Raw genomic sequence first — 13,653 nt, forward strand, 5'->3', positions numbered from 1 at the left:
CGAGGTGGGTCAAGTCCTACCGACTTTCCCCATACCTCCGTCATTCCCGCCCTTGTGGCGGGAACCCCTCTGTCAGCCGCAAGGGCGAGCGGGGCGGACTGCCAAGCAGTTCATGTGCGAGCGGAACCAGGGTTTCCCGCCACAAGGGCGGGAATGACGGGATGAAAGGGGGTTACAGCCACAGCCCCTCGGCCTCGACGCCGTCGCCCCAGAACCCTGGCGCCGGCGGCGTGATCCGCCCGCCGACGACCCGCAGGCCGCCCGGATGGTCTTCCTTCAGCCACCACGGCCCGTCGAGGTCGGCGAAGGCGCATTCGGCGGCCAGGTGCAGGGCGGGCGCGATGGCCAGGGACGAGGCGACCATGCAGCCGGTCATCAGGGTGAAGCCCAGGTCCTTGGCCGCGCGCAGCATCTCCAGCGCCTCGGTCAGGCCGCCCGACTTGTCGAGCTTGAGGTTCACCGCCTGGTAGCGCGCGCGCAGGGCCGGCAGGTCGGCGGCGGTGTGCACCGACTCGTCGGCGCAGATCGGGAAGGGCGGGGCGTAGCCTTCCAGCGCGGCGTCCTCGCCGGCCGGCAGGGGCTGTTCGACCAGGGCGATGTTGAGGCGCGACAGCTGGTCTTCCAGGCCGCGCAGGATGTCGAAGGTCCAGCCCTCGTTAGGGTCGACGATCAGCGCCGCGTCGGGGGCGGCCTGCGCCACGGCGGCCAGGCGCGCGGCCGGGTCTTCGGCCGACAGCTTGACCTTGATCAGCGGCGCGTCGGCGACCTTGAGCGCGGCGGCGGCCATGGCGTCCGGCGTATCGAGGCTGACGGTGACGGCGGTGACCAGCGCGGGCGGAACCGCCAGGCCGGTGGCGGCGGCTACGGAGACGCCCGAGGCCTTGGCCCGCAGGTCCCAGATCGCGCAGTCCAGGGCGTTGCGGGCCGCGCCGGCCGGCAGCAAGGCCAGGGCGGCGACGAAATCGCCGCCCATGGCGAGCAGGCGGGCCGCCGGCGCCAGCTGAGCCTCGACGCCCTGCACGGTCTCGCCGTAGCGGGCGTAGGGCACGCTTTCGCCGCGGCCGATGTGGGCGCCTTCCGCGATCTCGACCACAACGACGTCGGCGGCGGTCTTGACCCCGCGCGAGATGCGGAACGGGGCGGCCAGCGGGTGGCTGACGGGGCGGACGGCGACGATGCGGCTCATGCCCCTGGCTTGGCGCCGTTCGACGCGTTTGGCGAGAGGATCAGCGCTTGGACAGGCGCGGGATCGGCGAGTCGGCGCGGCGCTCGGCCATCACCCGCAGGGCCAGGCGCGGGCGGATCAGGAAGAGGCCGGCCCAGACCAGCAGCACGCCCGCGTAGCTGACCGAACCCCAGACGCCGGTCGGGCGGCCCGGGCGGGCCCGGCGGACGGAGGCGCTGCGAACGGGAGCGTCGAAGTACTGGGTCATGGCGATGTCGGTCATGGCTTCCTCCGTGGACGCTTGGACCCTGCGCCTCTGGTGCGTCAGAACTGGACGTATAGCCGAACGCCCCCGGGATCCTTATGTCAGGGGCGCAACACGCCTTTCGGAGTTCCCATGTCGAAGCCCGTCACCATCAACATCCCGCACGAACTCGGTGTCGCCGAGGCCAAGCGACGGATCGAGAACGGCTTCGAACAGCTGGGCGCGCAGATCCCCGGCGGCCTGGCCAACGTCACCAAGGCCTGGCGCGACGACGTGCTGGACTTCTCGGCCCTGGTCATGGGCCAGAACATCACCGGCAAGCTGAACGTCGCGGCCAACGTGGTGATCGTCGAGGTCGTGCTGCCGGGCCTTCTGGGCATGATCGCCGGCAAGATCACGGGCCAGGTCAAGAAGCAGGGGACCCTGCTGCTCGAAAAGAAGTAGCCGCCGGCCTGCACGAAATATCCACGCCGGCTCCATCGGGGCTCCGGCGTGGATAGGGCATGCTCCTGGTCCTGGACGAAGGGAGCGTGGCGATGAGCCTGTCCGCGAAGGGTCTGAGACTGGCCGGTTGGAGCCTGGCGGTGCTGCTGCTGGCCGCGCCATGGCTGGCCATGCAGGTCACCGACGAGGTGGCCTGGAGCCCGTGGGACTTCGCCCTGTTCGCCGCCATGCTGGGCGGGGCGGGCCTGATGCTGGAACTGGCGGCGATGCGCACCCGCGACCTGGCCTACCGGGCCGGAGCCGCGCTCGCCGTCGGCGCGGCCTTCCTGATGATCTGGGCCAGCCTGGCGGTCGGGATCGTCGGCAGCGAGGACGATCCGATCAACCTGGCCTATCCCGGCGTCGTGGCCCTGGGGCTCGCCGGCGCCGTCGTCGCACGCTTCCGGGCGCAGGGCACGGCGACGGCGATGGCGGTCGCGGCCCTTGCGCTGGCCGCCGTCGCGGCGCTGGCCCTGCTGACCGGACGGGGCGGGTCGTTGCGCGCGGTCCTCGAGATCCTGGTCGCCAACGGGCTGTTCGCCGCGCTGCTGGCGGCCTCGGCCCTGCTGTTTCGCCTGGCGGCCCGGCGCGGAGGCTAGAGCCGCCGCGGATCGTGGTCGTGGCGGCCGAGGCTCTCGAACTTGCCTTCCTCGGCCTTGTTGACGAACTGCGAGGCCACCAGCCAGGCCTTCACCGGCCGAAGGGTCGCCAGACAGCCGATGATCAGGGCCGGGAACACGGTCACGAAATGCACCCAGATCGGCGGGCGATAGACCACCTCGACCCATGCGAAGGCGAAGGTCACCAGGATGCCGACGCCGCTCATCACGAAGAAGGCCGGGCCGTCGGCGGGCTCGGCGAAGCCGTAGTCCAGGCCGCACTGGTCGCAGGCCGGGGCCAGCGCCAGGAAGCCCTTGAACAGCTTGCCCTCGCCGCAGCGCGGGCAGCGCTGGCGAAAGCCGCTGACGATGGGCGAGGGCGGATCGAAAAACTCGTGTCCGGGCGTCATGACCCCTACCTACAATCCGAAAATTGATCCATACATTCTCCGATAAATGTATGGATCAATGATGGTCGACGCAAGAGACGCCGTTCTGCCGGCGGGCGCCGGATGGCTGCGGCGGGTCGCCGCGGGCGAGGGGCCGATCTATCGGCGGGTGTTCGAGGCCCTGCGCGCGGCGGTCGCCGACGGCGAGCTTTCGGCCGGCGAGCAGTTGCCGCCGCAGCGGACGGTGGCCGGCCTGCTGGGCGTCGACTTCACCACGGTCACCCGTGCCTACGCCCTGGCCCGCGAGCAGGGACTGGTCGAGGGCGCGGCCGGGCGCGGCACCTTCGTGCGAAGGCGCGCGGGCGAGGAGGAGGCCGGGTTCGTCGACCTGTCGATGAACCTGCCGCCGCAGCCGCAGGGGCTGTCGCTGGCGGCGCTGCTGCGCGAGACGACGGCCCAGGTGCTGGCCCGCACCGATCCTGCGACCCTGATGGCCTATCACGCCGGTCCGGGGTCCCTGGCCCAGCGGGCGGCGGGGGCGGCGTGGCTGGCCCCAGGCCTCGGCGCGGTCGATCCCGAGCGCATCGTGGTCTGCGCCGGGGCGCAGGCGGCCTTGTCGGCGATCCTGGCGGTGGAGACCGCGCCGGGCGATGCGGTGATCGTCGAAGCCCTGACCTATCCCGGCCTGCTGGCGGCCCTGGCCGCGCGCGGCGTGCGCGCTGTCGCCTGCCCGATGGACGCCGAAGGGATCATGCCCGAAGCCCTGGCCGAGCGACTGGCGGCCACCGGCGCGCGGCTGGTGGTGGTCACGCCCACCTGGCAGAACCCGACCACGGCGACGATGGGGCCGCTACGGCGGGCGGCCGTCGTGAAGGCGTGCGCGGCGGCCGGCGCCCGCCTCGTCGAGGACGACGCCTATGGCCGTCTGCCCGAACAGGCTCCCGATGGGCTGGCCGCGCTGGCTCCGGAGCGCACCTGGCACGTGGCGACCCTGGCCAAGGCCCTGACGCCGGGCCTGCGCATCGCCTACGTCGTCGCGCCCGATCCGGCCTGCGCCGAGCGGCTGGCGGCGGCCGGCCATGCCCTGTGCCAGATGCCTCCGCCCTTGATGGCGGCCGTGGCTGCCGCCTGGATCCGCGACGGGACCGCTGAGGCGATCCTGGCCGGGGTGCGCGCCGAGGCCGCCGCCCGCCGGGCCCTGGCGGCCGAGATCCTGCCCTTGGCCGTCGGACCCGTGGGCTGCCTGCATGTCTGGCTGGATCGGACCGTCGGAGGCTCGGCCGAGGGTCTGTCGCTGGCCTCGGCCTCGCTGTTCGCCGCGCCTGGCGTCCAGGCCGAAGGGGCGCGGCTGTCGCTCGGCGCGCCGGGCAAGCAGGCGGTGCTAGCCTCGGCCCTGCGGCGCGTGGCCGCGTCCTTCACCTGAGGCGCACGAAAAAGGGGCGGACCCGAAAGTCCGCCCCTTGGTCGTCAGTCCCGCGTGACCAGCACCGGTTCTTCCTGGTGCGCGCCGTGGGCGGGGTGGTGGTGGGAGTGGTGGAAGAACCGCCCCAGCAGCTTGTTCGACCAGTTCTTCAGCTGGTCCATGAACACGAACACCACCGGGATGTAGAGCAGCGACAGGAAGGTCGAGGTGATCAGGCCGCCGATGACGGTGATCGCCATCGGAGCCCGGAACTCGACATCGGCGCCGAAGCCGACGGCCACGGGCACCATGCCCGCGCCCATGGCCACGGTGGTCATCAGGATCGGCCGGGCCCGCTTGTGGGCCGCGTCGATCAGCGCCTCGCGCCGGGTCATGCCGTCCTTCATCGCCATGATCGCGTACTCGACCAGCAGGATCGAGTTCTTGGCGGCGATGCCCATCAGCATCAGGATGCCGATCAGGCTCGACATCGAGAAGCTGCTGTTGACCAGCTTCAGCAGGGCGAAGGCGCCGCCGATGGCGAGCGGCAGGGCGGCCATGATGGTCACCGGGTGGGCGAAGCTGCGGAACAGCAGCACCAGCACGACGTACATCAGCAGCAGGCCGGTCACGAGGGCCATGATGAAGCCCTGCATCATCTCGGCGATGAACTCGGCGTCGCCGGCGGCCACCTCCTTGACGCCGCTCGGCAGCTTCTTGACCGAGTCCAGGGCATGCACCCGCTTGGAGGCCTCGCCGACGACGATGCCGTCGAGCTCGGCGGTGATCTCGGCCACGCGAGACCGGTCCTGGCGGCTGATCTGCGAGGGACCCGCGCCGAAGCGGATGTCGGCCACCGCGTTCAGCGGCACCGAGGCGCCGGTGGCCGACGGCACCTTGAGGGTCTCCAGCACCGACAGGTCGCCCAGGGCGTTCTGCGTCAGGCGCAGACGGATCGGCACCTGGCGGTCGCCCAGATTGTACTTGGGCAGCGACTGGTCGATATCGCCGATGGTGGCGACCCGCACGGCCTGCGAGATCGCGCCGGCCGAGACGCCCATGCGGGCGGCCTGGTCGGGACGCGGGGTGACGATGATCTCGGGACGAGCGATCGAGGCGGTGTTGACCACGTTGGCCAGGCCCTGAACGCCGCGCATCTCGGCCTCGACCTTGCGGGCCGCGGCTTCCAGTTCGGGGCCGTCGTCGCCGACCAGCCGCAGGGTGTAGCTGCCGCCGTCGCCGGGGCCGCCGCCGCTGTTGTTGCCCGCGCCGATGCGCGCGCCGGGGATCGCCTTGAACTGGTCGACCATCAGGCGGCTGAACTGCTGCTGGTTCATCCGCTCGCCCTTCGGCACGAGGTCGGCGGTGATCCGCGCCTTGTTGACCCCGTCGTTGCCGACCGAGGCGTAGACGCCCTTGACCTCCGGACGGGCCTCCAGCCTGCGGGTGACCTCCTGGGCGACGGCGTCGGTCTCGTCCAGCGTGGCGCCGGGCGGCAGCTCGATCGAGAACGGGGCGCGGCCGCGGTCGGCCGCCGGCTGGAACTCGAAGGGCAGAAGCGGGATCAGGGCCAGCGACGCGACGAAGGTCACGAAGCCGATGACCAGCACCTTCCACTTGTTGTTCAGCGACCACTGCAGGGCGCGCAGGTAGCCCGGCATCCAGAACGGGTCGGTGTCGGGCTTGTGGTGCGGCTTGAGCATATAGGCGCCCATCAGCGGCGTCAGCATGCGGGCGACCAGCAGCGAGAACAGCACCGAGACGCAGGCGGCCAGGGCGAAGGCCTTGAAGAACTGGCCGATGATCCCGGGCATGAAGCCGGTGGGCGCGAACACCGCCACGATGGTGAAGGTGGTGGCCACCACGGCCAGGCCGATCTCGTCGGCCGCCTCCATCGCCGCGTTGTACGGCGACTTGCCGCCGCGCATGTGGCGGACGATGTTCTCGATCTCGACGATGGCGTCGTCGACCAGGATGCCCACGGTCAGCGACAGGGCCAGCAGGGTGACGCCGTTCAGCGACTGGCCCAGCGGGGCCATGATCGCGAAGGTCGGCAGCAGCGACAGCGGGATGGCCACGGCCGCCAGGAAGGTGGCGCGCCAGTCGCGCAGGAACAGCAGAACCACCAGCACCGCCAGCAGGGCGCCCAGGCCCAGCGCCTCCAGCGAGGCCCAGTAGCTTTCCTCGATGTACTTCACGTTCGAGGTGATCTCGGAGATCGTCAGTTCGGGATGCTCCTCGTCGAGCTTCTTGACCGCCTCACGCACCTTCTCGGCGACCTTGACCTCGCTGGCGCCGCGCGAACGGACCATGTTGAAGGTCACGACCTCGCGGTTGTCGAAGCGGGCGCGGTTGCGCGGTTCGGCCCAGCGGTCGGTGACCGTGCCCAGGTCGCCCAGGCGCACGGTGCCGCCGCCCGACAGCGGGATCCGCGTCTCGCGCAGCTGCTCCACCGAGCCGGCCGCCCCCAGGGTGCGGATGGCGCGTTCGGAGCCCGAGACGGTCACCCGGCCGCCGGGCAGGTCGGCGTTGGTGCTGGCCAGGGCCTGGCTGACGGCGGCGGCGGTGACGCCGCGGGCCGACAGGCGGTCCGGATCCAGGGCCACCTCGATCTCGCGGCTGACGCCGCCCAGGCGGTTGACCTCGCCGATGCCGCGGATGGCCAGCAGGGTGCGGGCCACGTCGTTGTCGACGAACCAGCTGCGCTGCTCCGGCGTCAGGGTGGGGGCCTGCACCACGTAGGTGATCAGCGGGTCGCCCGAGATGTCGATGCGGGTGACGTTGGGGATCTGCATGTCCTGCGGCAGGGCCGACTGCAGGTTGGACATGGCGTTGCGCACGTCGTTGGTGACGCGCTCGTGGTCGACGCCCAGTTCGAACTCGATGAAGGTCGACGAGAAGCCGTCGCCGACGGTCGAGGTGATGTGGCGCACCTGGCCCAGGCCCGCGATCGAGTCCTCGATCAGGCGGGTGACCTGGGTCTCCAGTTCGCTCGGCGCGGCGCCGGGACGCGAGGCCGAGACCACCACCAGCGGCAGGTCGACGTCGGGGTTGTTGTTGACCCGCATGCTCATGAAGCCGGCGACCCCGGCGATCGTCAGCATGACGAAGAGCATCAGGACGGGGATCGGGTTCTTGATCGCCCAGCGCGAGATGTTGTTGGTGTCCATCGTCGGGCCCTAGCGCTTGGCGGCGGACAGGGTCGGGGCGGGCTGGTGCACGGCCACCCGGACGGCGTCGCCGTCGCCCAGGAAGCCGGCGCCCTGAACCACGACCTCTTCACCGGCCGCGACGCCGATGACGGCGGTGACGTCGCCGGTGCGGGCCACGATCGCCACCTTGCGGAACTGGGCCTTGCGGTTGCGGTCGACCATGAACACGCCGGGCTGGTTCTGGCGGTAGAGGATCGCCGCGCTGGGCACCACGGGCGAGGCCTGGTCGCCGGCCTGGATCTGGGCGCGGGCGAACATCCCCGGACGGAAGGCGCCCATCGCCGTCAGGGCGATGCGGGCCACGCCCAGGCGGGTCTGCGGGTCGACTTCGGAGGTGACGATGCGTACGGCGCCGTCGGCCTTGCCCACCTGTTCGGAGGTGATGACCGCGGGCATGCCGGCCTTGACGAGGCCAAGGTCGGTCTCGGGAAGCTCGGCGTCCAGCTCCATGCGGCCGTCGCGGACGATGCGGAAGAGCTCGTTGCCGGCGCTGACGATCTGGCCCTTGGTGACGCTGCGGCGGACGATCAGGCCCGAGACCGGGGCGCGGATCGAGGCCTGGGCCACGCGCGCGGCGGTCTCGCCCCGGGCGGCCTCGGCGGCGGCGACCTGGGCGGCGGCGGTGGCCTGGCGGGCGGTGGCCGTGTCGAGCGAGGCCTGCGAGAGGAAGCCCTTGGCCAGCAGTTCGCGCGAACGCTTCAGCGAGGCCTCGGCCTCGGCGAGGGTGGCGCGGGCGCTGGTCACCGACGCGTCCTGCTGGCGCAGCTGGGCGCGCAGCAGGGTGTCGTTCAGCGCAACCAGCACCTGGCCCTGGCGGACGAACTGGCCTTCCTCGGCGTTGACGGCCGTGGCGGTCAGGCCGCCGGTCTCGGCGCCGACCGGCACCTCTTCCCAGGCCGAGATGGTGCCCGAGGCGTTGATGACGCGCGGCAGCGGCAGGACCGCGACCGGCGAGACGCTGACGGTCTGGGCGGCGATGGGCTTCTTGGCCTTGGCCTCGGCCTTCTTGTCCTTGCCGCAGGCGGCGAGGCCGGCGGCCGAAACCGTCAGAACCAGGGCCAGCGCCGTCGTGCGCCCGAAGGACCCCTTGAACCCGTAACCCACGACATCGCCCCTTTTTGCGTCAGATTCCCAGCTGGGACTTCTAGACGAGAAACGGGGTTCGACGAGTTAAATCGGGGTAAGGCGCGGACGCCTGGGGTCAGGCTTCCTTGCGCGCGGTCTGGGCGTCGTTGGCCGAGGCCGCGCGGATCAGTTCCAGCACGTCGACGATGATGGCCTGCATGGCGCTTTGCGCCGCCACGGCGTCACGGGCGATGATCGCGTTGGCCACGTCCTCGTGCGAGGGGATCGAGGCGGTGCGGCCCTTGATGCGGTTGGTGAAGCGGATCGAGATCCGCAGCGCCGTGTTCACCAGCTCGTGCAGCTCGCTGTAGAACGGGTTCTTGGTCGCGTTGAGGATCGCGATGTGGAAGGCGATGTCCGAGGCGAGGGGATCGTCCTCGCCGTCGGCGGCGGCCTTCATCCGGGCCAGGCCCTTGCGGATGGCGTTGAGGCCTTCCTCGTCGGCGTTGCGGGCGGCCAGCGCGGCGGCGGCGGGCTCGATGCCCAGCCGCATCTCGGTGAACTCCGACAGCAGCTTCAGCGAGAACTTGCGCTCCAGCAGCCAGCGCAGGACGTCGGGGTCGAGCAGGTTCCAGTTGGCTTCCGGCTCGACCACCGTGCCGTGGCGGGGGCGGGCGCTGAGCAGGCCCTTGGCGGTGAGCATCTTCACCGCCTCGCGCGTCACCGTGCGGCTGGCCCCGAACTTCTTGGACAGTTCGCCCTCGGTGGGAAAGCCCACCTCGGCGTACTCGCCGGTGACGATGGCCTGACCAAGCGATTCCACGAGGCCGTAGGTGAGGCTCAGTCCAGGCTGGGTGCGCATCGCCAAAGTCTTCTTTTCTATACGTTGGACGCGAAACGAATCGCCCCTGTGTATCGTGGTTCGGGCAGACCCGGAACGGTCACGTCATACGCGAATACATCGCCAGCGTGCGGTTGTCTGACCAATTCGTCCTCGGAAAGCTCGTCCCGGGCCGAAGTGACGTAAAGCGTGCGCAGGTCGTCGCCGCCGAAGGCCACGCAGGTCGGCTGGCTGGCCGGCACGCGCAGGGTCTCCAGCACACGGCCGTCGGGGGCGTGGCGAACCACGGTCCCGGCCGCCCAGCGGGCGCTCCACAGGCAGCCTTCGGCGTCGACCGTGGCCCCGTCGGGATAGCCTTCGGTCACTTCCGCAAAGACGCGGCGGCTGGAGAGCGTCCCGTCCTCGTCCAGGTCGAAGGCGAAGATGGTCTGCAGCGGGCTGTCGGAAAAATAGGCGGTCTTGCCGTCGGGGCTGAACGCCAGCCCGTTGGCGATCTGCACGCCGCCGAAGTGGGGCGTGAAGTCGCCGGCATGGTCCAGGCGCCAGACGCTGGCCTCGGCGCGATGGCGGATGGCCTCGTCCTCGACCATGGTGCCGGCCCAGAAGCGCCCGGCGCGGTCGACGCGGCCGTCGTTGAAGCGGCGGCCGTTGGCCTGGGCCTCGACGCGATGCAGCCACTCGACCCCGCCCGAGGCGAGATCGAACAGGCCAAGGCCGGTCTCGAAGGCCGCGATCACGCGGTTGGCCTCGCCCGGCAAAAGCGCGATCGAGCCGATGCGCTCGGGGGCGGCGAAGGTCTCGACGCCGCCGGTGGCGGGATCGAAGGCGCGCAGGCGGCGGCTCTGGATGTCGGTCCACAGCAGGCGGCCGGCGTGAGCGTCCCACACCGGCCCCTCGCCGAGCACGTCGCCGGCCGCGATGATCGCGGCCGGCTGCTGGCTGGAAATCACCACCACGTGGCGTACAGCGCGATCAGGATGATGATCACGCCCAGGCCGGCGATGTTGAAGCCGGTGGTGGTCTTGTAGGAAACGCCGTCGAGGCTGACGACGTTGACGTCCTTCTTCTGAGGGGCGACCAGCGAGACGACCACGGCCGCGGCCAGGGTCAGCAGGAACACCACGCCGACGCGGTTCATGAACGGCATCGTGAAGATCGCCTGCTCCTGCAGCCACCAGAAGATGGCCGACAGCACGGCCGAACCGATGGCGGCGGTCAGGGCGCCGGCGGTGGTGGCCTTCTTCCAGAACATGCCCAGGATGAAGATCACCACGATCCCCGGCGTGAAGAAGCCGGTGAACTCCTGGATGAACTGGAACGCCTGCTCGGCGCCGCCCAGCAGCGGCTTGGCCGTGAGGATGCCGATGATCACGGCGACGATGGCGGTGATGCGGCCGACCAGGACCAGGTGCTGCTCGCTCGAGCCGGTCTTGGCCTTGGCGTAGAGGTCGAGGGTGAAGATGGTGGCGATCGAGTTGATCTTGGCGGCCAGCGACGCGACGATCGCGGCCACCAGGGCGGCGAACACCAGGCCCAGCAGGCCGGGCGGCAGCAGCTTCATCATCTCCGGATAGGCCTGGTCGGGCTTGATGGTCCCGTCGACCAGCACCAGGGCGGCGATGCCCGGCAGCACCACGATGACCGGCATCAGCAGCTTGAGGTACGCGGCCAGGGCGATGCCCTTCTGGGCTTCGGGCAGGTCCTTGGCGCCGAGGGCGCGCTGGATGATGTACTGGTTGAAGCCCCAGTAGCTGATGTTCATGATCCACAGGCCGCCGAACAGGACGCTGAGGCCCGGCAGGTCCTTGTAGTGCGGGCTGGCCCGGTCGAGGATCATGTCGAAGTGGTCGGGGAACTGGGTGGTCAGATGGTGGAAGCCGGCCACGACGCCGCCGGCGCCGCCGATCTTGTCCAGCGACAGCCAGGCGATGATCAGGCCGCCGGCCACCAGCAGGGCCACCTGAACGATGTCGGTCAGGGCCACGGCCTTGAGGCCGCCCCACAGCTGGTAGGCCAGGGCGAAGACGCCGATGGCGACCAGCGCCCACATCTGGTCCATGCCGGTCACGGTGTGCACGGCGATCGAGCCCAGCCACAGGATCGAGGTCAGGTTCACGAAGACGTACAGGCCCAGCCAGAACACGGCCATGATGGTCCGCACGCTGGGGCCGTAACGCTGCTCCAGGAACTGCGGCATCGTGACGATGCCGTTCTTGATGAAGATCGGCAGGAAGAACTTGCCGACGATCAGCAGGGTCAGGGCCGCCATCCATTCGTAGGAGGCGATGGCCAGGCCGATGGCGTAGCCCGAGCCGCTCATGCCGATGATCTGCTCGGCCGAGATGTTGGCGGCGATCAGCGAGGCGCCGATCGCCCACCAGGGCAGGGCCTTCGACGCGAGGAAGTAGTCGGTCGAGTCCTTCTTGTGGCCGCCCTTGTCCCGGGAAACCCACTGCGCCAGGGCGAAGATCGCCACGGCGTATATCGCCAGGATGGCGAGATCGATGGTTGCTAGGTTCTTCACGTGGGCTTCCCCCCTTTAGGGCTGCTCTTCGTTATGATCGTAAGACGGCTCAGCCGGCGGTCTGCGCAGTCCAGGCCGCGACCAGGGCGCGGGCCCGCTCGCCGACTTCGGCGGCGGTGTAGCCGGGGCGGTAGAGCTCGCCGCCGACGCCGATGCCTGCCACGCCGATGTCGAGCCAGGGCTTGAGGTTGGCCGCGCCGACGCCGCCGACGGCGTAGATCTCGATGTCCTTGGGCAGCACGTCGCGCACGGCCTTCAGGTGACCCGGGCCGAACGAGCCGGCCGGATAGAGCTTCAGCGCCTTGGCGCCGGCCTTAACGGCGACGAACGCTTCGGTGGGCGTCGAGAAGCCGGGCATGACGGTCAGGCCCAGTTCGACGGCGCGCGAGATCACGTCGGCGTCGATGTTCGGGGTGACGATCAGCTTGCCGCCGACCGCGGCCACGTCGTCGACCGCCTGCGGGGTCAGGACGGTGCCGGCGCCGCACAGGGCCTTGTCGCCGAAGGCTTCGCAGAGCTTGCCGATGCTGACCAGCGGCTCGGGCGAGTTCAGCGGGATCTCGATGTAGCCGATGCCGGCGTCGACGAGGGCGCCGGCGATCTCGACGATCTCGTCGGGCTTAACGCCACGCAGGATGGCGACGATGGGCGGGGCGTCAGGCAAGGACATGGGCATCACGCGTGATTGAGGACGAAAGGGAAGACAGGCCGGCGAGCACGGCGGCGTCGCCGTCGATCTCGAAGCTGTCGCCGCCAGCGGCCTTGATGGCCTTGGCGTAGAGGGCGTTCAGGGCCGGGGCCCCGATCAGGGCGACCTTGCCCAGCTGGCCGAACCAGCCGGCCGCGCCGGCGGCGTCGGCGCCGATCAGCAGGCCCGACAGGAAGCCCATGGCGTCGGCCTTGGGCAGGCCGTCGATCAGCTGGCGGCTGCGGGTCTCGAACAGCAAGTGCGGCAGCAGGGCCGCGCCCTTGTCGGTGATCCGCGAGAGGCCCAGGTCGAAGCCTTCCGGCGTCGCGGGCGCGTCGCCGGCGGCGGCCTTGGCCAGGATCGAATGCTCGCGCAGCACGGCGAAGGTCTCGCCGACCGGAGCGGTCAGGAAGCTGGCGATCGCGCCGTCCTCGACCACCACCCACTTGGTGTGGGTGCCCGGCATGGCCAGCAGGTGGCGGCCGGTCTTCAGTTCGGGGTTCAGCGCCAGGGCGCCGAGGATCTGGGTTTCCTCGCCGCGCATCACGTCGGGACCGCCCAGCGGGTTGGTGCAGGAGAGGCCCGGCACGATCGAGACGGTCAGGCCCTGGGCCTCGACCTTCACCAGTCGTTCGCTGATCGCCGCCGCGTCGGCGGGGCAGGGGGCGTAGGGGGCTTCGACCCAGCCGTTGCGCGAGCCGACCATGCCGCACAGCAGGATGGTTTCGGGACCGGCTTCGCGCCAGTCGCCGACGAGGTCGAGGAAGGTCTGCTCGGGCGAGGCGCTCAGCGAGCCGATGCCGGGGCCGTCGCGGCGGTCCAGCACGCTCTTGCCCTGGCGCAGGTAGAGGCGCAGGCGCGAGGTGCCCCAGTCGCCGAAGATGGTGATGGAAGGATCCGAAGCGACCATGTCAGAGATGTTCCCGGCCGGCCTGGGAGAAGTTCTGGTTGGCGTCGCGCTCTTGGCTGCGTCCGCCTGCGATCCCTTGGTTCATGGCCGTCCCTAAAACGTCGCCGACG

The 13,653-nt window shown here is 70.4% G+C and carries 13 protein-coding genes; 3 read left to right on the top strand and 10 right to left on the bottom strand.

Annotated features, from left to right (window positions below; all coding sequences use genetic code 11):
- Window positions 1-172: 172 nt before the first annotated feature.
- Complete coding sequence (gene dgcA, locus AC1DCG_RS08645) at window positions 173-1,186, bottom strand: N-acetyl-D-Glu racemase DgcA (RefSeq protein WP_477029605.1); 1,014 nt, start codon at window positions 1,184-1,186, stop codon at window positions 173-175.
- Between the two features lie 40 nt (window positions 1,187-1,226).
- Window positions 1,227-1,448, bottom strand: coding sequence for a DNA damage-induced SOS-independent cell division inhibitor A (gene didA / locus AC1DCG_RS08650; RefSeq protein WP_165259255.1), 222 nt, complete (start codon window positions 1,446-1,448; stop codon window positions 1,227-1,229).
- A gap of 114 nt (window positions 1,449-1,562) precedes the next feature.
- Between didA and AC1DCG_RS08655 the strand changes: the two genes are divergently transcribed.
- Both AC1DCG_RS08655 and AC1DCG_RS08660 read left to right on the top strand, forming a co-directional pair.
- Window positions 1,563-1,874: a polyhydroxyalkanoic acid system family protein gene (locus tag AC1DCG_RS08655; protein WP_058346591.1), complete on the top strand. Its 312-nt coding sequence runs from the start codon at window positions 1,563-1,565 to the stop codon at window positions 1,872-1,874.
- Between the two features lie 92 nt (window positions 1,875-1,966).
- The gene (locus AC1DCG_RS08660; protein WP_477029606.1) at window positions 1,967-2,512 is read left to right on the top strand and encodes a hypothetical protein; all 546 of its coding nucleotides are present in this window, start codon (window positions 1,967-1,969) and stop codon (window positions 2,510-2,512) included.
- Here AC1DCG_RS08660 and AC1DCG_RS08665 read toward each other — a convergent pair.
- On the bottom strand, window positions 2,509-2,922 hold the full coding sequence (locus AC1DCG_RS08665; protein WP_165259252.1) for a DUF983 domain-containing protein: 414 nt from the start codon (window positions 2,920-2,922) through the stop codon (window positions 2,509-2,511). The two genes, AC1DCG_RS08660 and AC1DCG_RS08665, sit on opposite strands and share 4 nt — an antisense overlap.
- Window positions 2,923-2,983: 61 nt before the next feature.
- On the opposite strand from AC1DCG_RS08665, the gene AC1DCG_RS08670 reads away from it, so the two are divergent.
- A complete protein-coding gene (locus AC1DCG_RS08670) occupies window positions 2,984-4,324 on the top strand; it encodes an aminotransferase-like domain-containing protein (protein ID WP_477029607.1) in 1,341 nt (446 codons plus the stop codon).
- 44 nt (window positions 4,325-4,368) lie between these two features.
- On the opposite strand, the gene AC1DCG_RS08675 is transcribed toward AC1DCG_RS08670, so the two are convergent.
- From AC1DCG_RS08675 to AC1DCG_RS08705, 7 genes are all read right to left on the bottom strand, one after another.
- Window positions 4,369-7,473: an efflux RND transporter permease subunit gene (locus tag AC1DCG_RS08675; RefSeq protein ID WP_477029608.1), complete on the bottom strand. Its 3,105-nt coding sequence runs from the start codon at window positions 7,471-7,473 to the stop codon at window positions 4,369-4,371.
- Window positions 7,474-7,482: 9 nt separating this feature from the next.
- Window positions 7,483-8,619, bottom strand: a complete 1,137-nt coding sequence (locus tag AC1DCG_RS08680) for an efflux RND transporter periplasmic adaptor subunit (RefSeq protein WP_477029609.1) — start codon at window positions 8,617-8,619, stop codon at window positions 7,483-7,485.
- 97 nt (window positions 8,620-8,716) lie between these two features.
- Window positions 8,717-9,442: a FadR/GntR family transcriptional regulator gene (locus tag AC1DCG_RS08685; protein WP_165259247.1), complete on the bottom strand. Its 726-nt coding sequence runs from the start codon at window positions 9,440-9,442 to the stop codon at window positions 8,717-8,719.
- Window positions 9,443-9,459: 17 nt separating this feature from the next.
- The gene (locus AC1DCG_RS08690; RefSeq protein ID WP_477029610.1) at window positions 9,460-10,377 is read right to left on the bottom strand and encodes an SMP-30/gluconolactonase/LRE family protein; all 918 of its coding nucleotides are present in this window, start codon (window positions 10,375-10,377) and stop codon (window positions 9,460-9,462) included.
- On the bottom strand, window positions 10,368-11,945 hold the full coding sequence (locus AC1DCG_RS08695; protein ID WP_477029611.1) for a sodium/sugar symporter: 1,578 nt from the start codon (window positions 11,943-11,945) through the stop codon (window positions 10,368-10,370). Before AC1DCG_RS08695 ends, AC1DCG_RS08690 begins: the two co-directional genes overlap by 10 nt.
- A 49-nt stretch (window positions 11,946-11,994) precedes the next feature.
- On the bottom strand, window positions 11,995-12,615 hold the full coding sequence (locus tag AC1DCG_RS08700) for a 2-dehydro-3-deoxy-6-phosphogalactonate aldolase (protein WP_116565145.1): 621 nt from the start codon (window positions 12,613-12,615) through the stop codon (window positions 11,995-11,997).
- Window positions 12,602-13,543, bottom strand: coding sequence for a 2-dehydro-3-deoxygalactonokinase (locus tag AC1DCG_RS08705; RefSeq protein WP_477029612.1), 942 nt, complete (start codon window positions 13,541-13,543; stop codon window positions 12,602-12,604). The genes AC1DCG_RS08700 and AC1DCG_RS08705 overlap by 14 nt, the downstream gene beginning before the upstream one ends.
- Window positions 13,544-13,653: the final 110 nt, after the last annotated feature.

It is taken from the genome of Caulobacter sp. 10L414, from assembly GCF_056395525.1.

What these genes read in the sequence shown, in the direction of transcription:
- didA (WP_165259255.1), bottom strand. Translation starts at nt 1,448, where the DNA reads ATGACCGACATCGCCATGACCCAGTACTTCGACGCTCCCGTTCGCAGC.
- AC1DCG_RS08700 (WP_116565145.1), bottom strand. Translation starts at nt 12,615, where the DNA reads ATGTCCTTGCCTGACGCCCCGCCCATCGTCGCCATCCTGCGTGGCGTT.
- dgcA (WP_477029605.1), bottom strand. Translation starts at nt 1,186, where the DNA reads ATGAGCCGCATCGTCGCCGTCCGCCCCGTCAGCCACCCGCTGGCCGCC.
- AC1DCG_RS08660 (WP_477029606.1), top strand. Translation starts at nt 1,967, where the DNA reads ATGAGCCTGTCCGCGAAGGGTCTGAGACTGGCCGGTTGGAGCCTGGCG.
- AC1DCG_RS08675 (WP_477029608.1), bottom strand. Translation starts at nt 7,473, where the DNA reads ATGGACACCAACAACATCTCGCGCTGGGCGATCAAGAACCCGATCCCC.
- AC1DCG_RS08665 (WP_165259252.1), bottom strand. Translation starts at nt 2,922, where the DNA reads ATGACGCCCGGACACGAGTTTTTCGATCCGCCCTCGCCCATCGTCAGC.
- AC1DCG_RS08670 (WP_477029607.1), top strand. Translation starts at nt 2,984, where the DNA reads ATGGTCGACGCAAGAGACGCCGTTCTGCCGGCGGGCGCCGGATGGCTG.
- AC1DCG_RS08655 (WP_058346591.1), top strand. Translation starts at nt 1,563, where the DNA reads ATGTCGAAGCCCGTCACCATCAACATCCCGCACGAACTCGGTGTCGCC.
- AC1DCG_RS08705 (WP_477029612.1), bottom strand. Translation starts at nt 13,543, where the DNA reads ATGGTCGCTTCGGATCCTTCCATCACCATCTTCGGCGACTGGGGCACC.
- AC1DCG_RS08685 (WP_165259247.1), bottom strand. Translation starts at nt 9,442, where the DNA reads ATGCGCACCCAGCCTGGACTGAGCCTCACCTACGGCCTCGTGGAATCG.